The organism is Vibrio sp. T3Y01 (genome assembly GCF_013114525.1).
Lineage (GTDB): Bacteria > Pseudomonadota > Gammaproteobacteria > Enterobacterales > Vibrionaceae > Vibrio > Vibrio chagasii_B.
In genome coordinates, this window is the sequence record NZ_VTXJ01000002.1 from 141,813 (window position 1) to 166,703 (window position 24,891).

The window sequence follows — 24,891 nt, forward strand, 5'->3', positions numbered from 1 at the left end:
GCTGCACTACTAATTAACTATAACGGCAGTATTTCGTCTCTGTTTCACCTTTTTCTCAATAGTTTGATTACATTGTCTCTGGTTGGCCCGCTAAAGCCGCGATGAATTGACTTCAGCGACAACTCTGGATTACTCACTAACTGATGTTTAAAACTGCCTAATTTGTGCAACTCTGGGTGTGAACAAAACGCGATAAGCTGGTCAGCTTTTTGCCTTTTCATTTTCAACATCTTCGATAATGCCAAATACAGTTTATTGACCCGTTCAAGTAAAGCATCGATTTGTTGATTCGAACCCGGCTCATTGACCAACAAGCGACTGATGTCGTCCAACACCGGATAGCGAGCTTGAGCCTGTACCGCAATCGGTGGTCCTTCAGCATAGCGACCACCTTGGCCCGAAACAAAGACCTGCCCATCCCACAATCGCCATTGTTGGTCTCGAATGCCGATCACGAACTCTTGTTGTGCATTAATTCTGAGCTGCAAATGCGCATAAGCAAACATCATCTTGAATTGTTCTAACAATACCTCTCTGTCTTCAGAGCGTTCAAACGCTAACGGTATCAAGCGGTTATTGATGTACAGAGAGACAACCTCATCACGAAACCGCTCTCGCTGTAAGTCGAGCCCCGGAACCGTGAACTCGATAAAAGGGTTATCGCCTTGAATCGGTGCAAAACTTGAATCCACCACATAGTCACCAAACAACCGTTTCTGACTCCAAAACACCAGTTTTTTCTTAATGACATCAATATGGTTGGCTTGTTCAGGGTTGTATTGTTTCAGCTCGGCTAACTGGCGCAGCTTAATCAACTCACTCGCCACTGTTCGTAACACTTCCCCGGCCATCATGAGCCTGCTGTACATTTTGTGAGAGTCGGCGACCTCAGCAATCAGCTTAGGCCTTTCTTGCAAGTTCATTTGCACCATTTGCTGTCGAATGAGTGCATTATTCGGCTTGTTGCTGGTCAGCTTTTCCGGCTTCTTAATCTTTCCTGTCGTTGTCGGATTCACTTGATTCTTGCGCTGCGTAATACCCGTGAGTTTCATACTGCCTCTCCAATTAGGTCAACCTTGGCTCGTTAGCAAAGTTCAGCTTGATGATCTCTTCCGATTGCATTTGTTTGACAATTTCAATGATATCTTTACGTGCTTGCTCCACCTGACTGACTGGTACCGCACCAATACGCACCAGATTTTCTTTAAGCTCTGTCGATACCCGGTGTGGCATAGAGTTAATGATGTAAAGGCGGCAATCTTTATTGGTACCTTTCAGAGCATAAGCCCATTGCTCTAGGCTTACTCTTTCGTTAATCAGGTTGATAGTCTCTAGGTCTTGATTGAATAGGGTGAAGAAATCAAACATCGCCTCTTCCACCAGTTCTGCGGCTTCAGCGTCTTGATCATGAAGGAATTGGAATAAATTGCTTTTGTCACCGGAATAACGGTTGATGAGGTTCGCGACTACTTTCGAACCTTGCAAGCTGGCAGACCCGCCACTGTGATAATTGATTTTGCAGCGATCGATAAGGTCTTTTAGTGTCTCCATCAGACCAGAGGTGAGTACCTGCGTCTTAGATATTTGCAATATTAACGCGTGGCACTCTTCTTCCTCATATTCATCCATGACACGACCGCTGTATTCCAAAGGGAGGTGGGCAATCAACAGCGCTTGCAGGTTAATGTGCTCTTTTTTAAGATCATTAACCAAGAGTTCCGGAGGAATCCACGCCAGCTTTTCAGCATGTGAGCGGATCTCGTCACCATAAATCTCCGATACTAGATCTCTCGCCAAATTACCGTTTAACGTCTTTTCCAACACATTGGTGATGTATTGTCGTGTCCCGCCGAGAATCCCGGAGTGCTTACGAAAATCATCAAAAAAACCCGACAAAGAGACCAAGGCATCCTTGGCTTTGATGTCCTTCATCTTACTCATGGCATGAGTGATCTGTTTTATCTCTTCATGGGTAAAGCCTTTGAGTACCTCAGAACCGATGTCTTCTCCCATCGTGAGCACCAACATCGCAACGCCGTCCACTGATTGATAGGTTTGTTTGCCATCCATGCACCTTCTCCTACTGACTTTTATTTAGTTCGTTATGCTTGTATCCAAGTACGTAAAATTTCAGCCACCCTATTCGGATCCTCTTTTGCGATGAGCTTGAGATGTTTAATTTGAACTTCGAGTGGGCTATCTGCAGATGGCAAGTTGTCATCGAGTGCTTTAATACCGGTCGCATCAATACCTAGCGATTCCAGTTTGGATTGCAATGCAGCATCGGCGGCACGCTCCTCTTTGGTAATGACGTCATCGTATTCCATGCTTTCCGCTTCCAACTCTTCTTGCTCCGCTGACTTAGTGAGATATTGAGCAAGAGGTCGTAGCACCACCATGATCATCAAACCACTGAGCATCACACCCAGCAGATATTTGAGAGGCTGCATGATGTGCGTGTTCTCAAACCAAGCTATCGGTGCTTGCTCTGGAATACTCGCAATCACAAAAGGGAAGTGAGTGATGTGAATACTGTCGCCGCGCTCAGTATTAAAACCGATGGCCGAACGAACCACATTCTCAACATTAGTAAGCTCTTCAGTAGTCCAAGTTTGATTGGGGTTCGCTAAATCGTTGACCACAATAGAAACCGAAAGGTTCTGCAAGACACCTTGCTGGTGCTGAGTATGGCGAACCTTGCCACTCACCGCATAATCACGTGATGTTTCACTTCGATTAACCTTAGCGTTGGGCTCTGGTTGAGGCTCTCCATCGGTCACTGGTGGTGTGTTGCTCAATGCCCCCGGAATACCGAGCGCCATCGAAGACTCGTTCATGTCACTCAGTAAGGTCTCTTTTCGGACCACGGGATCAGCGTAGATCTCTTCTGTTTCTTCCACCTTAGAGAAATCAATATCACTGGCAATTTGCACTCGAAAATTAGCCGCACCGAGAATCGGAGTCAGCATATCGGTCGCTTGAGCAACCAAGGTTTTTTCAAGGTTACGTTTGTAATCGGATTGCTTGCCTGTCGTCACGGTAATGTCCCCAACCGTCGCGTCATTCGATAACAAACGACCGTGTTGATCGACCACTCGCACGTGTTCCGATTTAAGCCCTATGACCGCGCCAGACACCAAGTTAATGATTGATTCAACCTGCGTCGGCTTGAGGTCCATCCCATTGATAATATGGACAATCACAGAGGCTCTCGGCTGCTCAGCGTCATCGCGCATAAACAGGCTTTCTTTGGGTATCGCTAAATGAACACGAGCTAAGCTCACGGCACTCATGGTGGTGATACTGCGTGCTAGCTCGCCCTCTAAAGCATGGCGATAACGAGCGTTTTCCATAAACTGACTTTCACCAAGGCTCTTTGAGCTATCCAGTGAATCAAAACCACTTGGCAATTGTTCTTTTAAGCCTTTCGACGCCAATATCATCCGGATCTTGGCGACATCGCCTTCGGGAACCAGTATTTGTCCATCGTCCTGACTCAGTTGGTAACGTATTGATTCCTCGTCCAACATATGTAGCACTTGGCTAGAGTCGAAGTTCGCCGATTTACTATAGAGGGGTCTAAACCTTTCCGATGACGTCCACAACATAATCACGATAATCGCCGCTGTGATCGTCGCAAAAATAGTGATGATAATGACGTTGCGCTGTGAACTCTGCCAAAACATGGTGAGCCAACCAGAGGCTTCCGTGAGCTTCTCTTTGGCGGCTCCCATATTATTGGTCAACGCGGGTTGAGTTTCTGCTTCTCCTGCCATCGCTAATCCCTAGCCTAAATTGGCATTTTTATGATGTCTTGGAAATTGGACACCATCTTGTTGCGCACTTGCATTAATGCATTGAATGAGAGTTGGGCTTTCTGAGATGCGACCGTTGCTCCCAATAAATCATCGCTTTTCCCTAACTCAACAGCAGTGATTTTTTCCGCAGCATGAGACTGGTATCTATCCACAGTATCAAGCACACTTTTTAAGGTGTTGCTGAACGCCAGTGAATTGTCCGATACCGGATTTACCGCGAGATTGTCATGCGTGATACCTCTCACCATGTTTCCAGTGACGGCTTGGTTAGAGAATGGGTTACTGGCAACCTCTTGTTGCTGTTCTATCTTCCCCAACATGGCTTGTTGCATTTGGACTGCAGTCATCTTTTCCATTATTTATCCTCGCGGTTGCATCACTTGCGCACTAACCGAATCTCTACACGACGATTCTTATCCCGGCCTTGCTGAGTCGTGTTGTCGTACTTTGGATAACGGTCACCGTGACCACGTATCTCAATCATTTGCTTTGACACGCCATTGCCCATAAACCACTGCGCAACGTCGGATCCTCGCTGCTTTGAAAGTTGCAAATTAGCGACGGAATCACCGGAATTATCGGTGTAACCATCAATCAGAATTTTAATGATTCTCGAGTCTCGTTTGACCAAGGTGCTGATGTCGTTGATGGTGCGCTTCTGCCCTTCGGTAAGGGTCACCGCGCCCTGTTGAAAGCGCAGTTCGACTCGACGCGCATGTTGGAAATTAACAGGCGGTAAGCCATAACGACATTCATTAAATTGCTCTAAAGCAGGCTTAAAATTGGTGGTTGGGAAATAGACATCAAAGTCCATAGCATTAACGTTAAACCAAGCGCCACTCGCCATATCATCCAGCATCAAGGTGGCGCCATCGTCAGTCACCAGCGCCGCCCCTTGCTTGTTGACTCTTTCAATGGTGGTTGTGGTGTAAGACTGAGACGTTCCCCATACCGGCTCAGTGGTATTGAATGATGTTGAGGTCGGAAGCGATCGCACACCTCGCTTTTCCACTCTGACTTTCATCGGGCTTGCTGCCAACAAAATGAATTGCACGGAAAAGCCAGTATGAGGATCGAAAGAGTTCAGTTCACACATATCAACAGACTCTGTAAACCGCCACTCGACGCTATCGAAGGGGACAATGTAGCGCTGTGCCAAAGCCTGAGACGACATCACTCCCCAGCTTATTAGACATGCGCTTAGCACCTTGCCAAGTCGGCATCGAAAGGCAGAAGAAATGTTCGAACTAACACTTGCCCAAAAGTACTTATTCATAACAGATCAAACAGTGAAATTCCGGCAACACGCACAAAGGTCTTTTGTGTAGCTTCGAGCGCGATCATGCCTTGGTTAAGTTCAACGGATGCCTCGGCATAATCCAACTCCTCTAGCTCAGAGCGAACCGTTTCAGCAAAGAACACCATATCTATACTGGTCTCTTTCAACCTTTCTAATGCGTTGTATTGACTCCCGATGTCGGTTAATGAAACCAACAAGTTTTGATGAAGCGCTTGGTTGGTATTGAGCGCGTTATCCAAAGCCGTTGTGAATCCCCCGGTTGCTAACTCCAACTCTGCTATCGCATTGTCTAAATCAGTAAAAATTGCACTGCTACCTATGGTGTCGGTGATGGTTAGGTTACTCGGCACGTACTGATTATCACCCACCTTAGTTTCGCGATAATCTGAATTGGGATTTAAGGTATAAGGCGGTGCAGTATCGATCGCAGGGGTGCTGATATCGGTACCTGAAAAGAGATAACTGCCCTCATTGGCTTGGTTCAGTGTGTTCAACATTTCCGTTTTAAGTGACTTGAGTTCGAGCACGATTCCCGCCCGACTTTCCGAATCAAGAGTGCCGTTTTTCCCTTGTAGAAGCAGTTCATTCACTTGTTGGGAGAGCGACTCAAGCGTGTTGACGTTAGTCTCGTAGCGCGTCAGTTGTGACTGCACATTTTCGATATTTCGCTGGTACTGCTGATTATCAGAGACCGTCTTTTTTAATCCCTCAAGGCGCACAGCGGCTATCGGGTCGTCGGATAAATGATTGATCCTCAGCCCAGTCGACATTTGCTCAAACACTTTGTTCAATCGGATATTGTTGTCCATTAATGAACGCTGCATCACCGCGTTAAATTGGGAGTCCGTTACACGCATCACTTTTCTCCTAGAATGCTCTTAGCAAGGTCTGGAACATCTGATTGGCCGTGCTAATGATTTTCATATTGGCCTCATAAGCGTTGAGATAGAGCAGCATGTTGGCCGCCTCTTCATCGGAATTAACCGCGCTGACACTGTCTCTTACCACTTGCGCGTCTTCCATGCTCACTTGAGCTGCCGTTGCTTCGCTCTGTGCCTGGCGAGTGAAAATACCGATATCACCGAGTAGCCCTGAGTAAGCGCTGTAGGGTGTTTCTCCCACCACAGAACCATTGGTTAATGGTGTTTGTGACAGCATCGATAGGTCTTTCAACACATCGCCATTTCCGGCAAGCGTTGCACTCGATGAAAAGGCTAAGTCTTGTGCCGTGAGGCTAGGATCAATCGCCAAAGATAGGGCTTCACTGCCTGGGGTGTAAGTAAACAAGTTCTGACCCGCCACACTATTGAGGTCAAACCCAGAATTTAATGCCGAGTTCACACCGTCGGCCAAGCCTTTGGCAAGATCTGCTAGCAGTGTTTTGATGGGTTCATATTGATTCGTTTTTAGTGCTTCGAGCGCTCCTAACTCTCCACCTAATGAAGCATCAACAGGCGTTGTCATTGACTGAAAGGTGATATTCAAATCCGTGCTGTAAGGGTCGCCACTGGATAGGTCTCGCGCAAGCGATGCGGCATAGCCACCAATCACTAGAGGTTGGCCGTTTGGTGTAGAAAGTTCGACGCCGCCATTGGTGTAGATCACCTGAACATCGAGAGACTTAGAGAGTTCATTGAGGTGTTTATCCATCGCATCTTGTAAACCACCAACGTTCTTGCCTAGCAGCGCATCTTCTTGGAGCTTTTGGTTTAGAGAAGCGATGCTTTCTAATTGACTATTCACATGGGTAACCAAAGCACCATAGCGCTCACTTTGCGCGGCTTCTTGCTGGCTCAACTGGGCAGATACAGAGTTAAACTGTTGCGCCAAAGCGTCAGCATTGGTCAGTACTTGCTGGCGAAAAGCAACACTTTCGGGGGTCACACTGGCCTCATCAATGGCAGCAAAAAATCCGTTCATCCCCTGTGTCAGGCTCAGCCCATCCGCCCCCAATAAGTTTTCCAAATTGGAGAGACCATTGAAGTAGCTCTGGCTAAATTGGGCAGATTCCGTCGCTTCTCTTAATCGATTGATAGACGATTGATCGGCAATGCGCAGGATATCGCTCACCTCAACACCAGACCCTAAATTAATACCATTTACGGCATTGCCCGATAAACTGGCTTCCATGGTCACTATTTGACGGCTATACCCCGGAGTATTCACATTAGCGGTATTTTGCGCCGTCGTATTGAGCGCTACCCGGTTGGCGAGCGCGCCACTTAACCCGATGTTGGTCATACCCATTACTGATTCTCCTTATCAAAAGGTCGGCCCATAACTTGTGATGACAACTGTTTAAAAATCATCTCGGCTAATCCGAACGACGATTGACGGCTGATTCGCTGTGCAAGTTGAGCATCTAGCATGCCCTGAAACATATCGTCTGATTTCATCGACAACGGATTATCTTTGTCACTAAGCGCTTGGCTGGCAGAGCGCATTCGAGTCAGCATTTGTTGTAAAAACAACGCCTCAAACTGCTGTGAAGCCGCCAATAATCCTGAAGCAGAATTGTCATGCTTTAATTTAGCAAGCGCGTTGTTGTCCAAGTAAAAGTTGGTCATTGCTTGGCTCGAACCAGAGCTGGCTTTCGCCATGTGTCCTGTTTCAGGCGCTCTGTCCATCATTAATCTTTCAAATGGCTGTGAATATTCAGCCTGTTTGACCGACGCCGCCATTTTGGGGCTATCCAGTATTGGCGCCGCATAATGACTTGATATTGGTTCAAGCGCCGCGTGAGTCACAGCCGTTAGATTCGTCATTAAATCACCACCAAGTCCCCGTTAATGGCACCCACCTCATCGAGTGCCTGCAAGATCTGCATCAGCGCTTCCGGCGTCGCTCCAATGTTGTTAATCGCATCAACGATCTCTTGCAGATTGGTCCCTCTCGGCCAAATCATAGTGGTCCCATCTTCTTCATCCACACTCACTTGTGAGTTCTGAATAATTGCGGTTTCCCCAGCAGTATTGAAAGCACCACCGGGCTGAGAAACGGATTGAGATTCCAGTATTGTCACGGTGATCCCGCCTTGGCTGACCGCCGCTTCAGACACCGTCACATTCTGGCTGATCACCACTGTTCCGGTGCGAGAGTTGAACACCACCTTAGGCAATCGGCGGCCCTCTTCAACCTCAAGTTCTTGAATCATGGCAACGAACATCACTCGGTCTTCGCTATCAAGCGGGGCAGAGACTTGGATCTGACCTTTATTGAGCGCTTTCGCTACCTGACCGCCAAACATCTTATTAATGGCTTTGGAAACATTAAGCGCGGTTTCGTAATTCGGTTGTTTGAGCTGCAAGCGTATCGTTGGCTCTAAATCAGCACCGGTCGATACCTCACGTTCTAAGGTCGCACCATTGGGAATACGCCCGACGGTCGGAGTGTTTCTTGTAATGCTGGTTCCGTTTTCACCAGTGGCATTGAAGCCACCAACCACAAGACTGCCTTGTGCTATGGCGTACACTTCGCCATCAATACCTCGTAGTGGAGTGAGCAATAAGGTGCCTCCGCGCAAGCTTTTTGCATCCCCCAATGAAGACACCGTCACAGTCAGGGTTTGACCTGCACCTTGGTGAGGTTCCACCATGGCTGTGACACTAACGGCAGCGACATTTTTCAGCTTAGGGTTAGTGGAATCATCCAGTTGCACCCCAAATTGTTTGATCATGTTAACTACCGATTGTTGCGTGAACTTCACTTGCGATTTATCGCCAGACCCGTCCAAACCCACAACTAACCCATAGCCAATAAGTTGGTTTTGTCTATCGCCATACACCTCGGCAACTTCAGCAATCGGACGTGCCGCATCTGCCGAAGAAGTAAACCCAAACAAACACCAAGGCAACGCCAATGAGGTTAAGTAGAATCGAATCAGCGCACTCATTAGAATGGCATCCATGGCGAATTGAAGAACTGGGTCAACCAACCTGCAGTGTTGGTATCGGCAAACGAGCCGCGGCCAGCATAGGTGATCCTTGCATCGGCGATTCTCTGGGAAGAGAGTGTGTTGTCTGCCTGAATATCATCGACCCGGACATTGCCCGTCAGACGAATGTATTCATCTCCTTGATTAAGCTTGAGCCACTTCTCTCCTCTTACCCTAAGCACGCCATTCGGCAAGACGTTGTAAACGGTAACAGTGATAGAACCCGATAAGCTGTTACCTTGTTTCGAGGCAGCTGCGCCATCAAAATCTCGCGTAGCATCAACAGAAGCGCTCACGTCTTCAAAGGTCTTGTTGCCCAATGTAGGCGCGGTGATGTTAGCGCTGGAATCTTTGCCATATTGGGTTGAAGCACTCTTATCTGACTCTGTTTTTTCATCCAACAACACCGTTAAAATATCGCCCACACGGTACGCTCTTCGATCTTGGAACAAGGTCATCGAAGTCGTTCCCGTATAGAGGCTACCTTTGCTGACTCTGGTCACTTGATAGTCCAGCTCGGGCGGTGCATACGCTTCATCATTTGGCGATGGTGGAATAAAATCGTCTTGGCGACCAGCACAACCCGCCACCATCACCACCAGCAAGGTAACTACGGCGAGATAATAAATCGCACCGATTGCATGCGGCTTACCCAACCTTGGCTTAATTGGCTTTTCCATGTCAGATCTCCCTAGCAACCATCGTTATTCGCTCGTTAAAGCAAGAGCTATGATTGCTGCGCGATGTACTGCAGCATCTCATCGGCTGCGCTGACCATCTTGGCGCTCATCTCATAAGCGCGTTGGGTGGCGATCATATCAACCATTTCTTCCACCACCTGTACATTCGATCCTTCAAGTGCCCCTTGTTTTAACTGACCTGAACCTTCTGTTCCTGCGACGAGCTCGACCGCTTCACCCGAGCCTTCCGTTTCAATAAATAAGTTTCCCCCTTGAGCAGAAAGCCCTGCAGGGTTCATGAATTTCACTATGGTGATTTGCCCTAGATCTTCAGGATTCACTTGGCCCGGAATCGTGGCGCTGACCACACCATCAGCAGTAATACTGACCAGAGTTGCTTCTGGAGGAATGACGACTTCAGGGATCAGAGGATAACCTTGGGTATTAACTAGCTGGCCATCAGAGTTGGTTTGAAACTGACCATTTCGGGTATAGAGCAGCTCGCCATCTGAGTTCTCAATTTGAAAGAAACCATCACCTAGAATAGCCAGATCAAATTGTTGGTTGGTATTCTGGATATTCCCTTGAGTAAACACTTTCTCGGTGCCGACCACTCGAACACCATTACCGAGCTGAATCCCCGTTGGATGTTCATTAAGCTCTGTGGTTTCGGTACCTGCTTGCTTATCAACACTGTAAAAAAGATCTTCGAACACCACTCGGTCTCGCTTAAAACCCACCGTATTGATATTGGCAAGGTTGTTCGAAATCGCCGTCATTTTTGCATCCTGTGCGGCCATCCCTGTTTTGGATATCCATAAGGCACTGTGCATAATTCCCTTCCTTAAGCTTTGAGAAGCTTATTGCCTATCTGAGCGATTTCATCCGCTGATGCCATCACTTCAATTTGCATTTCGTATTGTCGAGTCAGCGACATAATGCTGACGAGCTCTTCTAAACTGGAGACGTTACTCGCCTCTAAATAACCAGAACGAACCTGAACGCTAAAGTCTTCAGCCAGAACCTGACCGCCTTTAGGAACAAAGTGACCACTCGCATGCATCGTCATCTGTTCGTTCTCGGGCTTAACCAATTTAAGCGCGCCAACCTCTAGCGACGCCTCACCACCAATCGGGGTAATCGACAACAATCCATTCGAACTCATCGACACAAACTCAAAGTCTGGCAACACCATGGGGCCATCAGTCGACATCACTCGACGCTCACCAAGATAGAGTTGACCATTACCATCCAATCGAAAATTGCCCGCCCGCGTATAGAGCTCGGCAGGTTCATCTTCTAACCCTTCGAGCGTAATAAAGCCGTCACCATTGATAGCTACATCCAGTGGTCGCTCGGTGCGTATATCTTCACCTTGGGCAAAGTTATTGATCGAAGAGTTGGTTCTGGAGGTAACGGAAGTAAGAAAGCCTGAACCTTCAAGGCGCATTGGTGTTGAGTGCTCCATCAAGGCTTTAAAACCAACGGTGTCCGCATGGGACAAATTATTCGCGCGTACGTGCTGAGCGAGCATGGTTCGCTCAGCACCTTTCGCTGCACTAAATAGAATCGGATTCATAGTGCTACACCACGTTGAACAAGGCTTGCGTCAGTTGATCCGATGTCGATATCGACTTGGTATTGGCTTGATAGTTACGCTGAGCCGTCATCAAGGCCACCAGTTCAGACGTCAGATCAACGTTGGAGCCTTCGAGCGCACCGGAAGTCAAATCCCCGAACACACCACTGCCCGCAGTACCCAGAACGGGCGTGCCAGAACTAAAGCTTTGTAACCAAGCGGTATCACTGGTTTTGATCATGTTTTGAGGGGAAGCAAAGTCGGCAAGCACCACCTGACCTTGTAGTTGAGACTGACCATTGGTATAGGTGGCAAAGATACGCCCGTCATTTTCCATTCGCACACTGGCATAATCACCGGAGGTGTAACCATTAGGGCTATTTTTGGAAACAACGAAGTCACTACCAAACTGGGTAACTGCGGATAGGTCGATGTTCACAGTGACGCTATTTGCCCCATTGGCTGGGTCGAAACTGACTGAGTAGTTACCACCCGATGAGATGGTGCCATCGGCATTAAAGGAAAAGTTCGCGGTATCCGTCGCGGTTGGTGAAGCAGCAGGTACCAAGGCGTCAGACCCATCAATCGCTTTACCATCAACCAAGATGTGAACATCCCAGTCATTAGACGCGCCTTTAACAAAGTATTGGCTCACCGTATGAGGGTTACCCAAAGAGTCATAGACTGGCGTGGTATAAGAGTGGTTGTAGGTGGAGGAATCACTGTAGTCGAATGCGCTGGCAGGAACCTGCTCTCTGGCGTCAAGGTTGGCAACAAACTCGATACTGTCTGTTTCTCTAGCTTGCAGCGATGCCGTGCTGATCTGCACCGTGCCTACCGAGCCGAGCAATAAATTGTTATTACCATCAACCGAGTAACCTTGCAGAGCCGCACCACTATTTGCCGTGATCACGCCATCGGCGTTCATGTTGAAAATACCAGAACGGGTATAGAGGGTTTGCCCTTTACTGTCTTCAAGCACGAAGAAGCCATTGCCACTTAATGCCATGTCCAGTGAGCGCCCAGTTCCGGTTACCGTTCCGCTTTTCTCAAAGTTTTGCGAAACCCCAACCACTTCAACGCCGCCAGCTTCACTACCGCTATAAACGGAAGCAAACTCGGTTCTCGACTCTTTAAAACCTGTCGTAGAAACGTTAGCTATGTTATTTGAAATGGTGTTTAGCTCTGAGTTCGAGGCATTCAGCCCGCTCAGTGCAATACTAAAACTCATAATGTCTTCCTCTTCACGCTAAAGAGGCTATCTCCGTAGATTCGAACATCAGCGGAGAACGACAGCCGTCATCTTACTTGCTTAAAACAAAACTAAAAAATACAAACCAAAAACCGGCAAAGCCGAAAATGTAGCGAAAAATATCTAACTAGTTAAAAGCCTTACTCATTTGAGAAGGCAGCCACGTCATAAAACGCGACCATGCCAACCCCTTTGACCTGCAAATGGCTAGTGCCACCAATCAAAGGCGTTGTCACATGTTCCACCTGACCATGCTGATAAATCGATGGCTGGTAATCTTGTCCACTGTCCAATTTGATACGCATCTGATACTGACCGCTCAGCCCCATGGCTTGCGCGTCCAATGTGTAATCCACTCGCCCTGCGCTATTCGGACCAAGGTTCAACGACTTAACGTTGCCAAGCGAATCCACTAACTCGAGCATCACGGTATTCGATGGCGCCTGTAACTCAATGTACCCCGTATGCTGCTCAACACCCGATGCAGACAAACGATCACTTTTTACCGTCACCGTTTTATCGATCAATGCGGCGGTGCTAAGCACTTGTAAGTTATCGAGCATTGTCGAATTATTTTGCGTCAGTTGAACTAGGTTTTCCGTACTTTCAACCTGAGAGAACTGCGCCAACTGTGCGACATATTCCGTGCCATCAGTTGGGTTCAATGGATCCTGATTTTCAATCTGAGCCACCATTAAAGTAATGAACTCATTCTTTAATGCACTCGCACTGTTCGGATTATCTTGAGGGGTCATCGTTGACGCAGACTCAATATTATTGACCTGCGCAGCACCGGATATCGTTGTCATGGTGTCGTTCCTCTGGGGTCATTGGCGAACAGTTGGATTAACTGCGCCAAAGCCCCATCAATGATTGTTGCATCGACTTTACGTTGCCGAGCACTTCGACGCTGGCTTCAAAACTACGAGTAGCCGAGATCATGTCAGCCATTTCGTTAACCACATTGATGCCAGAGTAATAAACATACCCTTCGTCATTGGAGAGAGGATTGTTGGGCTCATAACGCCCTTCCATCATTGAGGAGACCTCAACAACATCGGCAATGCGAATCGGCACTACACCTTGCTGCTGAGTTTGCTGTGCATTGAAATGGTTATAGACCGCTGAGAAAATCGGTTTCAACGGTTTATAGACTTGTGATGGGTCACCAGATACGGAATCGGCATTCGCCAAATTACTGGATATAGTATTAAGCCTGACGGTCTGTGCACTCATCGCTGAGCCTGCCGTCTCGTAGATACCTAAGAATGCCATGATGTCCCTACCTAATTCACTTATTGTCCTTTGATGGCAGACTTTATCCCGTTGATCTTAGACTGCAAAAACGCAAGGCTCTGGTGATAATCCATCACATTTTTCGCGAACCTAGCTTGCTCGTTTTCTAGCTCAACAGTGTTGCCATCTCGTGTTCTTTGCACAGGAATCCGATATTGAGCCGCCGTACCTATGTACCAGTCTTTTGAGTGACCAATACCACTGAGTACCGCCTCAAATCTGAGATCCATCGCTTTGTAATTAGGCGTATCCACGTTAGCAATATTGGAGCTCAATACTGCCGCTCTGTCCAAACGAAACTGCACCATTTTGGGGTGTACCCCAAGTGCATCGTCTAAGTGAATCATTGCCCTAGCCTCGTCGTTGTTTGGCCTTAATCCTTATCAGAAGTAGGCCTTTATCTTTTTATATTTTCTCTCGCAACCGAAGTTGAAATGAGATTGCTTTAACCTATAGTTAGGATTAATTAGCGTGTCAAATTTGAGAATGACCGCAAAAACCAACCATTGGTACTTGACATGAAGAAATTATCATTGACTGAATTCGGAAATCCGAGCATAAAAATGCGTAAGTTTCTGTTAAGACATTCAAGCCATTTCTCAACAGAAATTATTGATATTTTTAAATTTAACTTTGCGGGCCGTCACGTCAAAGCCACGTTTTCAGAAGCGCGCCGACCACCAGCAAACAGCATCAAAACCGTTCTTCATATTGAGGAATTTGGACATGTTTTTTTCTTTATTTCACCCCAAGCTGCCGATATTCTGCTACACAAGCACCTCAACAACCCATTACCACTCAAAAAATCTAAGCGTAGCAACCCCGATATTGCGCTAACCCAAACCCACCTAAGGCTTTTTCAAAAGTTCACCATGGCGATCACCAACGCGCTGACTGCCGATGCCAATCATTACGCCATTGAGCACACCGACCATCAGCCCTCTGACATTGGCGTCACCATTACGTTTGAGTTTGACGACCAGCAACTCGATGTGACCTTCATGATCGACAACAAGTATGTGAAAAAGCTGCGCGACATGATGGAAAGTAACGAAACATTTGATCGGGAAGAGATACTCGACAACCTGCGTTATCACCCCGTCGAATTAGGGTGCGTCATGCTTCACAAGCAGTGCACACTGCATGAGCTTTCTCAGCTGAAACCCGGAGATTTTATGCCCATGACCCTATGCAAAAACCTAACAGTCAAGGTCAACGGGCACCCAACTTTTTTTGGCAAACTTCAATCCATAAACTCTGAACTGGGAGTCGAAATCGATGGCTAACGACAAAGAGACACGCAACATTGACAGCTCAATGAGCGACCTAAACCTGCATGATGAATTGCCAGATCTTGATGATTTAGATCTGGATGATCTTGCCGACGACATCGACCTTGGAGCCGACAAAGAGCACGTCAGTAACATCTCTCTGCTCAAGAGTATTCCTGTCGATATCACCGTTGAGGTTGCACGCAAGACATTGATATTAGACGAGCTACTGAACTTAAAGGCAGGCAGTGTTGTGATGCTGGAAAAACATGAAGGAGACCCTGTTGATATCAAAATCAATGGCACCGCATTCGGCACAGGGGAAATCGTATCCAAGAATGGTCAGTATGGCGTGAGATTACTGAGCATCATCAAGAAGCCAAGTAAGTAAAGCCTTTGAGTAACGCAAAAAATACGATGTCTAAACCAATATTCTTCACGCTCGCTTTGACCTTATTTGCGGGCGCATCGCACGCAGAAGGGCTGACGATTCTCAGTGAAACCACCACATCTGACGGCACAGAATACAGCGTTAAATTGCAGATTCTGATCCTGATGACATTACTGAGCTTCGTTCCAGCTTTCGTGATTATGTGTACTAGCTTCACACGAATTGTCATTGTTTTGGCCATTTTAAGGCAAGCGCTTGGCCTACAACAAACACCGCCAAATCAGGTGCTTGTGGGGATTGCCCTGATTTTCACTTTGCTGATCATGAGGCCAGTTTGGACCAAGATTTACGACACCGCTTACATTCCATACTCAAACGACGAAGTGACCTTGATGGAGGCGTTAGACACAGCCGAAAAACCACTGCGTCGCTACATGCTCGACCAAACACAACGCAAGGCACTTGAACAAGTCTCCAAGATAGCCGGAGAAACCTCCATAGAGTCTGATCAGGATATCCCCTTCTTAGTTTTACTGCCGGCCTATCTACTGAGTGAGCTCAAGGCTGCCTTCCAAATCGGCTTTATGTTGTTTTTGCCCTTTCTGGTCATCGACTTAGTGGTGGCATCCGTCTTAATGTCTATGGGGATGATGATGTTGTCACCCTTGATTGTTTCTCTTCCTTTTAAACTGTTGGTATTTGTCATCGTTGATGGCTGGGGCTTACTCATGGGGAGTTTAGCCAACAGTTTTTGGATCAGTGGATGAGCCCGGAAGAAGCCGTCACACTGGTCAGCCAAGCAATCTGGCTGATCATTCTTATGGTGTCGGTTCTTATTGTGCCTAGCCTAGTCGTCGGTTTGGTAGTAGCGATTTTCCAAGCCGTCACTCAAGTCAATGAACAAACCCTTAGCTTCCTCCCTAGACTGCTCGTCACTCTGCTATGCATCATTCTTGCAGGCCACTGGCTATTACAAGAGATCAACGACCTATTCTTGTTTATCTTCAATACGATACCAAGCAAGGTTGGCTAGCCATGATGCAAATAACCTTTACCGATATTACCCAATGGCTAGGGGTACTTTGGTGGCCTTTTGTTCGGTTTACTGGGCTTTTTCTGATCGCACCATTTTTTGGTGATAAAGCGATACCGGTAAGAGTTAAGCTGCTGTTTGCTTTTATTTTTTCTCTGCTTCTCGCCCCAATGGTGAAAGAGGTTCCTCCATTTAACCCATTCAGTATCGACACCCTACTGTTCTCTTTTTACCAGCTCATCTTTGGTTTTTTAATTGGTTTTGCGGTGATGATATTTTTCACCATTTTTTCGATTGCGGGTCAGGCCATTTCCATGCAAATGGGTTTAGCCATGGCTGTAATGAACGACCCTGCCAACGGAGTCAGTATTGCCATCATTGGCAGAATCATGTTCATCACTTCCATGCTGCTTTTCCTCTCTTTGGACGGGCACCTTGTGGTGCTGCTTGTGTTCAAAGAGAGCTTTGAGTATTGGCCTCTCAATTCACCTTTCCCTTTCAACAGCATTGAATACGTACTGAAAATGGTGTCTTGGATGTTTGCGACCGGCTTGTTGGTAGCGGTGCCAGCTATCGTCGTCATGCTATTAAGTAATATTACGTTTGGGCTAATGAACAAAGCGGCACCGTCTCTTAATGTCTTTGCACTTGGTTTCCCAATGACCATGCTACTTGGCTTATTCGCATTAATGGCGTCCCTAACCGGTATCGGCGATCACTATTTTGATCTGGTATTAGAGTTGAACCAGCATCTGCACTACATGCTAAGGCTGCCTAATGTCTGATCATAAAGATTCCGGAGACAAGAGCGAACAACCCAGTCAACATAAGCTCGCTAAAGCTCGGCGAGAGGGGCAAGTACCGCGCGCTAAAGAGTTCGTTTCTTCCATAACCCTCATCAGCGTCGTCGCTTACTACGTGTTGAATGTAGACATGATTAAACAGACCTTCATTGAACTGTTTCTTGTAAGCTTTCAGTTTGATAGCCAAACAGTCAGCCAGCCAATGGCTATCGTCGAGTTAGTAGGCACCGCGCTTTTTTCGATGATCACGCTATTTTTCCCGCTATTGATTTATCAAATGATTGCCGCAATCGTCGGCTCGACGCTACTTGGAGGGTGGATATTCAGCCCATCTTTGCTGATTCCCAAATGGGAAAAGATAAGTCCACTCAAGGGATTGAAGCGTATCTTTTCCTCCCAGTCGATCGTCGAACTGTTCAAGAACGTTATTAAGGTCTCTCTGTTTTTTACTCTGCTGTATTGGGTCATATCGAGCTACATCTCAGTGATCACCAACCTCGTCAGCGCCCACTTTGATACCGTGGTGCTGTCGGTCGCGACCATCACCATTGAGTACTTGGGCTACCTTCTGTTAATCGTCTTACTGTTTGGCCTGTTTGATTTCCCCTATCAACGACATGAATTTACAAAGCAGATGAAAATGACCAAGCAAGAGGTCAAAGATGAGCACAAAGAACAAGAAGGGCGACCTGAAGTGAAAGCTCGAATCCGTCAGATACAGACTCAAAATGCCAAGAGAAGTGCCAATGAGCGAGTGCCAAAAGCGAGCGTTGTATTAACCAATCCAACCCGTTACGCCATTGCCTTAATCTATGATTTGAGCCAAGCTGAAGCCCCGTTTGTTGTCGCGAAAGGCCAAGATGATGTGGCGTTATACATTCGAGAACTTGCAGCTAAACACGAGGTTGAAGTCGTCGAGAGCCCTGCCCTCACTAGGGCGATCTACAACACCACTCAGATCGACCAGATGGTTCCAAACCAACTCTTTGTCGCGATAGCGCACATCTTAACTTATGTGAATCAACTAAAAGCATGGCGCAAAGGCGAAAGAAACAAACCCACCAGCTTGCCCCAATTCAACATCCCTAAGTCTTGGTCCGATCCAACCGATTAGATCGCTACGTCACCAAATGAAACACCCAAAGTTGTCGTTTTTGTTCAATACCCAAATCCAATAGCCACTTACACTTCCGGTCATTGAAACAACAGAGATTAACGCGATGTTAGACATCAAAAAGATCACTACACTTAGCGACTTAAGTGAATTAAAAACGACTTACTTTTCAGAATCGACAGCGCCACTCGATGGCATGTGGCATTTTGGCTTTGTACCAATGTCGGACCATTTCGGCTTTTACGAGAGCGGCAAACTTGTCGGTTACTGCGTACTAAACCGTGAAGGTTACTTGCTGCAGTTTTACCTTGTGCCAGAAGCTAGCGTAAACATTGCAGACCTATTTACCTTGATCATAGAGAGCAACAGCTCAGTGATTGGTCAAGTGCAAGGCGCATTCGTAAGCACGGCTGAGCCTCAATACTTATCACTGTGCTTGGACAACAGCGCATCATTTAAAGTCAATGCCATGATGTACCGCCAAAACCAAAAAAGCGACGCTAGCCGACATTCAGGTTGTATTGAAGGCATTAAAATGGCGCTCGCGACGGAAGAGCAACTCGATAAGCTTGTGGAATTTGCTTCATCAGCGATTGGAGCACCGAAAGAGTGGCTAACTGGTTACTACAGCAATTTAATTGCTCGCCAAGAGCTGTGGGGGTACTGGGAAAATGAACGCGTTCTTGCAACGGGAGAGTGCCGTAAGTTCGATGAACACCAAACGCAGTATGCCGACTTAGGCATGATTGTCGCTGAGCAAGAACGAGGCAGAGGCTTAGCAACACGCGTACTGAACTTTCTAACACAACACGTCACCAGCCAAGGTTTAGAAGTTATTTGCTCGACCGAGAGCAGTAATATCGGTGCGCAAAAAGCAATTGAGCGAGCTGGTTTGTCATCAAAGCATCGCATCTTGCAGTTTGACTTTAACTAATAAAATACTCAGCCTAGCCCTTGCTCTGCTGAGTATGCTCAGGCGCAGGTCCAATACTAGGCATAATCCGTAAGGATAAAACTGTCGCCGACAAGGATATCCACATATAGTTGTGGTGATACTCATCAGAAATAGAAGCTAGAATGATCAATTGGTTACAGTCTCCTCAATCCTCCGTTGTTGCTCAATACATTGATTGTTATTGGCTTATCGAGAAAACGCCCGATGCTCAAACTCATCAGTTTCCGATACTCAACCCTGACCCTTCAGCACATTTGATTCTGTCGCCAAGCGATCAACCATATCACTACACAATAGAGCAACAAGTCCAACAAGGAATTGGTAGTCACCTATTACTGCCCCATCACAAAGCCATAAAACTGGATCACTCAAAGCCGTTTATCCACTTTGGCATCAAGTTCCATGTAGGGGCTCTGTACTCGCTCACTATCCCTGATTGCCCGCACCCAAGTTTAGATCGCGTCAACAACATCGACCTTGCTGTTCTACTCAACAATTATGATGCCGATGTAACGTCACTGATTAAACTTGCTCAAAGCGACTTTAAAACTTGTTGCCAACAGTTGGATGATTTACTGCTGCCTTGGCTATCGACCGCTAAAACCGATAGACATAGCGAGCTCACTCGAAAAGTGCTGGGTGTGCTTGGTTCAACGCAGATTGCTGAACTTGGTGACAAGCTGTTTTGCTCACAAAGAACACTAGAGCGAAGCTTTAACAAGGTGACAGGCCTAACGTTAAAACAGTGCCAATCAATGAACCGGCTCGAAGCGATGCTCGAATACCTTTATAAGAAAGAGTTGAGTGACATAGACTGGCTAGACGTTGCCTTTCAATTTGGGTTTAGCGACCAACCACACCTGATTCGGTACCTAAAGAAGACCATTGGTCTCACACCACATACCTATGCGAAAGAAGGTGGGTTAACCATAGATGTTTATGGCGGTGTCAGGCCAGAGTAACGAACTGCCTGCGCGCTAGATCTCTGTCTATCGTGTCCCATTCGTAGCAAGTTTTATTGAGTTTAGAATTGCGACTCCATATACTGGAAACACCATCAGACGGAGGGCAATAATGAATAATAAAAACAAACACATAGTTTTAATTCATGGTCTGTATATGCCTGCGTTGATCATGCAATATCTGGATAGAAACTTCAAAAAACGCGGCTTTACAACGCACAAGTTTGCCTATAACTCGCTGCGTTTTCCTTCAGCAGCCAAACGCCTCAATCGCTTCGTGAATGCTCGTTTTAATGAGTACGATGAGGTCTATTTCTTCGGTCACTCACTCGGTGGCTTACTCATTCGTCACTACTTTAAGTTTTATCAGCCCAATTTTGCCGACACCTGCATTATTACGGCAGGTACGCCGCACAATGGGGCAACCATCGCCAAAACACTATCTAATCATGGGCTTGGATTTATATTTGGTTCGAGCAAAATGATCTTAAGCGATGGCTTGGGTGACTACGATATTGATGTGCCGATTGGCGTGATTACGGGTACCTACGACGCCGGAGTAGGACGCATTGTATTGGGAAGAAACCCGGGCGATGGCACAGTCACACTCGAAGACGCCAACCTAAGAGGAGCAACGGATACTTACGCCCTCAAACTCAACCACACGGCGCTTGTCTACTCCAAGGAAGTCGTGACACTGTCGGCTCAGTTCATCGAACACAGAGCTTTTAAGGACGCTTCATAGCTTATTTCCGTTAGCTTTTGCGCGTTGACTCCTGTATCGAGCTCTTGTTGTCTTATTTGTGATAGATAAAAACAAAAATACCACTCTGCGATAAGAGTGGTATTCAAAGATTCATTACTGAAGTGAGTGCTTGTTACAGACGATTTACTCGCGTTGGTAAGAACACCTCTCCCAACATGCATCGCACCGAACCACCACCAATGTCTTCAATCGTTTTCACGTTAAATGGTAGCAGCTTGCCATGTGTCGATAGCTGAGCTAACTGAGCTGGAGAAAACGCATCGTAAGCCGATTGAGACATCGCGATCACCTTGTCGCCATTCACGGTTTCAAGCTGCAGGATATTGCCACAGAAGCGATTCATCTGATCGATTGAGATAGAGATAACCTGTTTATCTTTCGCGAGTGACTTAACCACAAAACGGCGCTCAAATTCAGGGATCACTTCATCACAGATCACGCAGAAGTTATCACCAATCGCCATCATTACATTGGTATGGTAGATCGGTTGACCAGATGGCAATGCCGTTTGAAACGAAACCACGCGTGAATAACCAATGCGCTTTGCGTAATCTTCTAACACTTCGCGGTCACAACGTTGAGAAAGCGCGGCATAGATGGTCTTGTTAATATGGTCAATCACCATTACACCCGTGCTCTCCAGATAAGAGCCTTGCGCGATATAAGACTCTAGCGACTCAGTGTGGTTAACTATACGACCCGACGCCTCTAGTGCTTCAATAAGCGCATTTGGTTTCACTTCATTCTGACGGTTTTCACAGGCCATTGGGAACGTGAACAAGCTGCCATCGCTACAAGTGCTGAACCAGTTGTTAGGGAATACCGCATCTGGCGTTTCCACACCAAGCTCTGGGTAATCAAACTCTACAACTTGCACACCCTCTTTACGTAATGAAGCCACCATCGTCTTAAATTCGGCCATAGTTTCTAACTTAACCTCAGCTTCAGTGAGGTTAACTCTGTTTTGAAACTCATTATCTTGTGCCGTTTCTTCGTTAAATCGAAATTCTTTTGGCGGCACCATAACAACGCAATTGGCGTTTTGAACATTAGTAATGTGAAGTGATTTTTTGTGTAGGTTTAACATTTCAACCGTCCCTATCTTTTATTTACCTCAGGATTGTAAACAAGTTGTTACGACAAGATTCACTGAAAAGAATAATGATTTGAATATTTATCCCAAACATTTACTGCCAAACCCAGTTTAAACCGTAATTTTTACTGCAAGATAACAGCACATCAGAAAGAACCAACAGTTTGCATATCAATTAGAGGATTTGCTGAATAAATATCCGAGCGCTCTTTTCTGTGTTACCGCGAGTTTAGGTTACAATTTAATCCATTTAGCGTTAGGATTATCACCGTTGCATAACAATCAATTACGTTTGAAATAAGCTTAACTCTTCCCATCTGATCCAATCTAAAATAAGCGTCATACACAATACGTTTTGGACCTTTCGCGATCACTAAAACACGGTGTTAAACCAAGCTCTAGAGCCAAGCGTTTGAGCCAGAGTGAAAACCAAACTCCATCGAATGATTTAGTGCTTATAAGAACGCATGGGCGCTCATAAAATTTCAAACCAAGACTGTGAAAATTTAAATTGAGACTATAAAACAAAGCTGCACGACGATGCCGCTGCATATAGAGACACGAGTTTATAAAGGGAAATCTATGTACAAAAAGTTTGAAGGTTTTACTGAAGCCTTTCCAAAGGGAGAACCGATACAACCTCCTACTGGAATACTGGCATTCTGCCGCCACTACACACGAGGTTTTGAAAAGCCACTGATCTTGCTCGGTATCATGAGCATGACGATTGCGATCATCGAAGTGGCGCTATTTGGTTACATGGGACAACTGGTTGACTGGCTATCAACAAGTAACCCAGAAACCTTCTTAGCTGACAACAAGTCCACTCTTATGGGCCTTGGTGTGCTGCTGTTGGTCGTGATGCCAATCTTGATCAGTGTGTACTCACTGTTGCTTCATCAAACCTTACTCGGCAACTATCCGATGTCGATTCGCTGGTTGGCGCACCGCTACCTGTTAAAACAAAGCTTATCCTTCTACCAAGATGACTTTGCCGGACGTGTCGCCACCAAGGTAATGCAAACATCGCTCGCGGTTCGTGAAACCGTGACCAAGATGGTTGATGTGTTTGTCTACGTGACGGTTTACTTCACCGCGATGCTTTTCATGCTTGCCGAGTCAGATTGGCGCTTGATGGCTCCGATGCTGATTTGGCTATTCGTTTACATCGGTATTCAACTGCACTTCGTGCCAAAGCTAAAAGATGTTTCTTCCGAACAAGCGGATGCTCGTTCATTGATGACGGGTCGTATTGTTGATAGCTACACCAACATCGCCACCGTGAAACTGTTCTCACACAGCAAGAGAGAAACCGAATATGCCGAAGAAGGCATGGAAGGCTTCCTAGATACCGTGTATCGCCAGATGCGCCTTGTTACTGGCTTCAACATCTGTGTGGAATTCGCTAACTACCTACTGGTATTCAGCATCGCGGGTATCTCTATCTACCTATGGCTCGATAGCGCAATCACTGTGGGTGCCATTGCGATTGCGGTGAGTTTGGCTCTACGTATTAACGGCATGTCGAAATGGATCATGTGGGAAATCGGTGGCCTGTTTGAAAACCTAGGTACCGTGATTGATGGCATTAAGACCATGTCGAAGCCGATCGCTATCGAAGATAAGAAAGATGCACAGCCACTTAAGGTTCCACAAGGCGGCATCAACTTCGAAAACGTGAGCTTCAACTACGGTGAAAACAAAGGTGTTATCAATAAGCTAAACCTAAACATCAAACCCGGTGAAAAAGTAGGCTTGGTTGGGCGTTCTGGCGCAGGTAAATCGACATTGGTTAACTTGTTACTGCGTTTTCATGATGTCGAAAGCGGCCGTATCTTGATTGATGATCAAGAGATCTCAAGCGTTACTCAAGACTCACTGCGCAGCAATATTGGTATGGTGACACAAGACACTTCACTGCTTCACCGTTCGATCAAAGACAACATTCTTTACGGTCGTCCGGAAGCAACAGATGAAGAGGTATATGCCGCAACCAAGCAAGCGCACGCGCATGAGTTTATCGAAACCCTAACCGACCCGTTTGGCAACATTGGTTACGATGCTCAAGTGGGCGAGCGTGGTGTTAAGCTTTCTGGTGGTCAGCGCCAACGTGTGGCGATTTCACGTGTACTTCTGAAAAATGCACCACTGTTGGTTCTTGATGAAGCGACTTCAGCTCTAGATTCAGAGGTAGAGGCTGCAATCCAAGAGAGCTTAATTGAGCTAATGGAAGGTAAGACGGTTATCGCAATTGCACACCGCCTATCCACCATTGCAGCAATGGATCGCCTGATCGTTTTGGATGAAGGTAATATCGTTGAAGAAGGCACGCACCAAGATCTGATTAACCAAAATGGTATCTATGCGCAGTTGTGGAATCACCAGACTGGTGGCTTCATAGCCGATGATCTTGAGCAAGCTAGCAACGATTAATTTGTGTGCTACTTTAAAAGTGCGGCGTATTTCACACCAATTTACTAAATAGCGGCAAATTACACATGGCAGAATGTTATGTCGTAATTATATAATGACTTCAACAAACCAAGACGGCTTCGCTTGCGCGTTCTGGAATAAGGCTAGACTTCGGGGGGAGGCTAGCCTTTCTTATGTCCGTAGTTCAGCGATCTTTCCCACCTGTTCCTTC

General features: G+C 46.6%; 27 protein-coding genes. 10 read left to right on the forward strand and 17 right to left on the reverse strand.

Features of this window, described 5'->3' with window-relative positions; all coding sequences use genetic code 11:
- Positions 1-44 precede the first annotated feature (44 nt).
- From F0232_RS03130 to F0232_RS03205, 16 genes are all read right to left on the reverse strand, one after another.
- Positions 45-1,052 (reverse strand): hypothetical protein, encoded by a 1,008-nt coding sequence (locus F0232_RS03130; RefSeq protein WP_105058591.1) that lies wholly within the window; start codon positions 1,050-1,052, stop codon positions 45-47.
- A gap of 13 nt (positions 1,053-1,065) precedes the next feature.
- Positions 1,066-2,070 (reverse strand): FliG C-terminal domain-containing protein, encoded by a 1,005-nt coding sequence (locus F0232_RS03135; RefSeq protein ID WP_105058592.1) that lies wholly within the window; start codon positions 2,068-2,070, stop codon positions 1,066-1,068.
- Positions 2,071-2,102: 32 nt separating this feature from the next.
- A complete protein-coding gene (fliF, locus tag F0232_RS03140; protein ID WP_105058593.1) occupies positions 2,103-3,776 on the reverse strand; it encodes a flagellar basal-body MS-ring/collar protein FliF in 1,674 nt (557 codons plus the stop codon).
- 14 nt (positions 3,777-3,790) lie between these two features.
- Positions 3,791-4,066, reverse strand: coding sequence for a flagellar hook-basal body complex protein FliE (locus F0232_RS03145; protein ID WP_239916223.1), 276 nt, complete (start codon positions 4,064-4,066; stop codon positions 3,791-3,793).
- A 128-nt stretch (positions 4,067-4,194) separates the two neighbouring features.
- Complete coding sequence (locus F0232_RS03150) at positions 4,195-5,094, reverse strand: OmpA family protein (protein WP_105058594.1); 900 nt, start codon at positions 5,092-5,094, stop codon at positions 4,195-4,197.
- Positions 5,091-5,975, reverse strand: coding sequence for a flagellar hook-associated protein FlgL (gene flgL / locus F0232_RS03155; RefSeq protein WP_105058595.1), 885 nt, complete (start codon positions 5,973-5,975; stop codon positions 5,091-5,093). Before flgL ends, F0232_RS03150 begins: the two co-directional genes overlap by 4 nt.
- Before the next feature lie 10 nt (positions 5,976-5,985).
- Positions 5,986-7,365 carry a flagellar hook-associated protein FlgK gene (flgK, locus tag F0232_RS03160; protein WP_105058596.1) on the reverse strand — a complete coding sequence of 460 codons (1,380 nt, stop codon included), beginning with the start codon at positions 7,363-7,365 and terminating at the stop codon, positions 5,986-5,988.
- Complete coding sequence (locus F0232_RS03165; protein WP_105058597.1) at positions 7,365-7,883, reverse strand: rod-binding protein; 519 nt, start codon at positions 7,881-7,883, stop codon at positions 7,365-7,367. Before F0232_RS03165 ends, flgK begins: the two co-directional genes overlap by 1 nt.
- Positions 7,883-9,010 carry a flagellar basal body P-ring protein FlgI gene (locus F0232_RS03170; protein WP_105058598.1) on the reverse strand — a complete coding sequence of 376 codons (1,128 nt, stop codon included), beginning with the start codon at positions 9,008-9,010 and terminating at the stop codon, positions 7,883-7,885. The genes F0232_RS03165 and F0232_RS03170 overlap by 1 nt, the downstream gene beginning before the upstream one ends.
- Positions 9,010-9,732, reverse strand: a complete 723-nt coding sequence (flgH, locus tag F0232_RS03175; RefSeq protein ID WP_105058599.1) for a flagellar basal body L-ring protein FlgH — start codon at positions 9,730-9,732, stop codon at positions 9,010-9,012. The genes F0232_RS03170 and flgH overlap by 1 nt, the downstream gene beginning before the upstream one ends.
- A 47-nt stretch (positions 9,733-9,779) precedes the next feature.
- On the reverse strand, positions 9,780-10,565 hold the full coding sequence (flgG, locus tag F0232_RS03180; RefSeq protein WP_102423980.1) for a flagellar basal-body rod protein FlgG: 786 nt from the start codon (positions 10,563-10,565) through the stop codon (positions 9,780-9,782).
- An 11-nt stretch (positions 10,566-10,576) separates the two neighbouring features.
- On the reverse strand, positions 10,577-11,311 hold the full coding sequence (locus F0232_RS03185; protein WP_105058600.1) for a flagellar basal body rod protein FlgF: 735 nt from the start codon (positions 11,309-11,311) through the stop codon (positions 10,577-10,579).
- A 4-nt stretch (positions 11,312-11,315) separates the two neighbouring features.
- Positions 11,316-12,542: a flagellar hook protein FlgE gene (flgE, locus tag F0232_RS03190; RefSeq protein ID WP_105058601.1), complete on the reverse strand. Its 1,227-nt coding sequence runs from the start codon at positions 12,540-12,542 to the stop codon at positions 11,316-11,318.
- Positions 12,543-12,703: 161 nt separating this feature from the next.
- The gene (locus tag F0232_RS03195) at positions 12,704-13,372 is read right to left on the reverse strand and encodes a flagellar hook capping FlgD N-terminal domain-containing protein (protein ID WP_105058602.1); all 669 of its coding nucleotides are present in this window, start codon (positions 13,370-13,372) and stop codon (positions 12,704-12,706) included.
- 37 nt (positions 13,373-13,409) lie between these two features.
- Positions 13,410-13,838 carry a flagellar basal body rod protein FlgC gene (flgC, locus tag F0232_RS03200; RefSeq protein WP_008223411.1) on the reverse strand — a complete coding sequence of 143 codons (429 nt, stop codon included), beginning with the start codon at positions 13,836-13,838 and terminating at the stop codon, positions 13,410-13,412.
- Positions 13,839-13,858: 20 nt separating this feature from the next.
- On the reverse strand, positions 13,859-14,206 hold the full coding sequence (locus F0232_RS03205; RefSeq protein ID WP_008223413.1) for a flagellar basal body protein: 348 nt from the start codon (positions 14,204-14,206) through the stop codon (positions 13,859-13,861).
- Between the two features lie 171 nt (positions 14,207-14,377).
- Between F0232_RS03205 and F0232_RS03210 the strand changes: the two genes are divergently transcribed.
- The 9 genes from F0232_RS03210 (at position 14,378) to F0232_RS03250 (ending at position 21,133) form a co-directional block, all read left to right on the forward strand.
- Positions 14,378-15,145, forward strand: coding sequence for a FliM/FliN family flagellar motor switch protein (locus F0232_RS03210; protein WP_105058603.1), 768 nt, complete (start codon positions 14,378-14,380; stop codon positions 15,143-15,145).
- Entirely contained in the window at positions 15,138-15,521 is a 384-nt protein-coding gene (locus F0232_RS03215; protein ID WP_008218033.1) for a FliM/FliN family flagellar motor switch protein, read from the forward strand. The genes F0232_RS03210 and F0232_RS03215 overlap by 8 nt, the downstream gene beginning before the upstream one ends.
- 26 nt (positions 15,522-15,547) lie before the next feature.
- A complete protein-coding gene (fliP, locus tag F0232_RS03220) occupies positions 15,548-16,288 on the forward strand; it encodes a flagellar type III secretion system pore protein FliP (RefSeq protein WP_105058604.1) in 741 nt (246 codons plus the stop codon).
- Positions 16,285-16,554, forward strand: a complete 270-nt coding sequence (gene fliQ, locus F0232_RS03225; protein ID WP_008218029.1) for a flagellar biosynthesis protein FliQ — start codon at positions 16,285-16,287, stop codon at positions 16,552-16,554. The genes fliP and fliQ overlap by 4 nt, the downstream gene beginning before the upstream one ends.
- A gap of 2 nt (positions 16,555-16,556) precedes the next feature.
- Complete coding sequence (fliR, locus tag F0232_RS03230) at positions 16,557-17,339, forward strand: flagellar biosynthetic protein FliR (protein ID WP_008218028.1); 783 nt, start codon at positions 16,557-16,559, stop codon at positions 17,337-17,339.
- Complete coding sequence (gene flhB / locus F0232_RS03235; protein ID WP_105058605.1) at positions 17,332-18,471, forward strand: flagellar biosynthesis protein FlhB; 1,140 nt, start codon at positions 17,332-17,334, stop codon at positions 18,469-18,471. Before fliR ends, flhB begins: the two co-directional genes overlap by 8 nt.
- 106 nt (positions 18,472-18,577) lie before the next feature.
- Positions 18,578-19,405 carry a GNAT family N-acetyltransferase gene (locus F0232_RS03240; protein WP_105058606.1) on the forward strand — a complete coding sequence of 276 codons (828 nt, stop codon included), beginning with the start codon at positions 18,578-18,580 and terminating at the stop codon, positions 19,403-19,405.
- Between the two features lie 143 nt (positions 19,406-19,548).
- Positions 19,549-20,388 carry an AraC family transcriptional regulator gene (locus tag F0232_RS03245; RefSeq protein WP_105058607.1) on the forward strand — a complete coding sequence of 280 codons (840 nt, stop codon included), beginning with the start codon at positions 19,549-19,551 and terminating at the stop codon, positions 20,386-20,388.
- Between the two features lie 112 nt (positions 20,389-20,500).
- Complete coding sequence (locus F0232_RS03250) at positions 20,501-21,133, forward strand: triacylglycerol lipase (protein WP_050647609.1); 633 nt, start codon at positions 20,501-20,503, stop codon at positions 21,131-21,133.
- Between the two features lie 133 nt (positions 21,134-21,266).
- Here F0232_RS03250 and F0232_RS03255 read toward each other — a convergent pair whose 3' ends face one another.
- A complete protein-coding gene (locus F0232_RS03255) occupies positions 21,267-22,241 on the reverse strand; it encodes an arginine deiminase-related protein (RefSeq protein ID WP_105058608.1) in 975 nt (324 codons plus the stop codon).
- 588 nt (positions 22,242-22,829) lie between these two features.
- Between F0232_RS03255 and F0232_RS03260 the strand changes: the two genes are divergently transcribed.
- Positions 22,830-24,680: an ABC transporter ATP-binding protein gene (locus tag F0232_RS03260; RefSeq protein ID WP_105058609.1), complete on the forward strand. Its 1,851-nt coding sequence runs from the start codon at positions 22,830-22,832 to the stop codon at positions 24,678-24,680.
- Positions 24,681-24,891 lie beyond the last annotated feature (211 nt).

Bases quoted from the DNA above. Each gene is read 5' to 3' on its own strand.
- F0232_RS03135 (WP_105058592.1), bottom strand. From the start codon at position 2,070: ATGGATGGCAAACAAACCTATCAATCAGTGGACGGCGTTGCGATGTTG.
- F0232_RS03165 (WP_105058597.1), bottom strand. From the start codon at position 7,883: ATGACGAATCTAACGGCTGTGACTCACGCGGCGCTTGAACCAATATCA.
- fliR (WP_008218028.1), top strand. From the start codon at position 16,557: ATGATGCAAATAACCTTTACCGATATTACCCAATGGCTAGGGGTACTT.
- flgK (WP_105058596.1), bottom strand. From the start codon at position 7,365: ATGGGTATGACCAACATCGGGTTAAGTGGCGCGCTCGCCAACCGGGTA.
- F0232_RS03195 (WP_105058602.1), bottom strand. From the start codon at position 13,372: ATGACAACGATATCCGGTGCTGCGCAGGTCAATAATATTGAGTCTGCG.
- flgH (WP_105058599.1), bottom strand. From the start codon at position 9,732: ATGGAAAAGCCAATTAAGCCAAGGTTGGGTAAGCCGCATGCAATCGGT.
- F0232_RS03170 (WP_105058598.1), bottom strand. From the start codon at position 9,010: ATGAGTGCGCTGATTCGATTCTACTTAACCTCATTGGCGTTGCCTTGG.
- flgE (WP_105058601.1), bottom strand. From the start codon at position 12,542: ATGAGTTTTAGTATTGCACTGAGCGGGCTGAATGCCTCGAACTCAGAG.
- F0232_RS03150 (WP_105058594.1), bottom strand. From the start codon at position 5,094: ATGAATAAGTACTTTTGGGCAAGTGTTAGTTCGAACATTTCTTCTGCC.
- F0232_RS03240 (WP_105058606.1), top strand. From the start codon at position 18,578: ATGTTAGACATCAAAAAGATCACTACACTTAGCGACTTAAGTGAATTA.
- F0232_RS03210 (WP_105058603.1), top strand. From the start codon at position 14,378: ATGAAGAAATTATCATTGACTGAATTCGGAAATCCGAGCATAAAAATG.
- F0232_RS03205 (WP_008223413.1), bottom strand. From the start codon at position 14,206: ATGATTCACTTAGACGATGCACTTGGGGTACACCCCAAAATGGTGCAG.
- flgL (WP_105058595.1), bottom strand. From the start codon at position 5,975: ATGCGTGTAACGGACTCCCAATTTAACGCGGTGATGCAGCGTTCATTA.
- F0232_RS03185 (WP_105058600.1), bottom strand. From the start codon at position 11,311: ATGAATCCGATTCTATTTAGTGCAGCGAAAGGTGCTGAGCGAACCATG.
- flgG (WP_102423980.1), bottom strand. From the start codon at position 10,565: ATGCACAGTGCCTTATGGATATCCAAAACAGGGATGGCCGCACAGGAT.
- flhB (WP_105058605.1), top strand. From the start codon at position 17,332: ATGTCTGATCATAAAGATTCCGGAGACAAGAGCGAACAACCCAGTCAA.
- F0232_RS03130 (WP_105058591.1), bottom strand. From the start codon at position 1,052: ATGAAACTCACGGGTATTACGCAGCGCAAGAATCAAGTGAATCCGACA.
- F0232_RS03255 (WP_105058608.1), bottom strand. From the start codon at position 22,241: ATGTTAAACCTACACAAAAAATCACTTCACATTACTAATGTTCAAAAC.
- F0232_RS03245 (WP_105058607.1), top strand. From the start codon at position 19,549: ATGATCAATTGGTTACAGTCTCCTCAATCCTCCGTTGTTGCTCAATAC.
- fliP (WP_105058604.1), top strand. From the start codon at position 15,548: ATGTCTAAACCAATATTCTTCACGCTCGCTTTGACCTTATTTGCGGGC.
- F0232_RS03250 (WP_050647609.1), top strand. From the start codon at position 20,501: ATGAATAATAAAAACAAACACATAGTTTTAATTCATGGTCTGTATATG.
- F0232_RS03260 (WP_105058609.1), top strand. From the start codon at position 22,830: ATGTACAAAAAGTTTGAAGGTTTTACTGAAGCCTTTCCAAAGGGAGAA.
- flgC (WP_008223411.1), bottom strand. From the start codon at position 13,838: ATGGCATTCTTAGGTATCTACGAGACGGCAGGCTCAGCGATGAGTGCA.
- F0232_RS03215 (WP_008218033.1), top strand. From the start codon at position 15,138: ATGGCTAACGACAAAGAGACACGCAACATTGACAGCTCAATGAGCGAC.
- fliQ (WP_008218029.1), top strand. From the start codon at position 16,285: ATGAGCCCGGAAGAAGCCGTCACACTGGTCAGCCAAGCAATCTGGCTG.
- F0232_RS03145 (WP_239916223.1), bottom strand. From the start codon at position 4,066: ATGGTGAGAGGTATCACGCATGACAATCTCGCGGTAAATCCGGTATCG.
- fliF (WP_105058593.1), bottom strand. From the start codon at position 3,776: ATGGCAGGAGAAGCAGAAACTCAACCCGCGTTGACCAATAATATGGGA.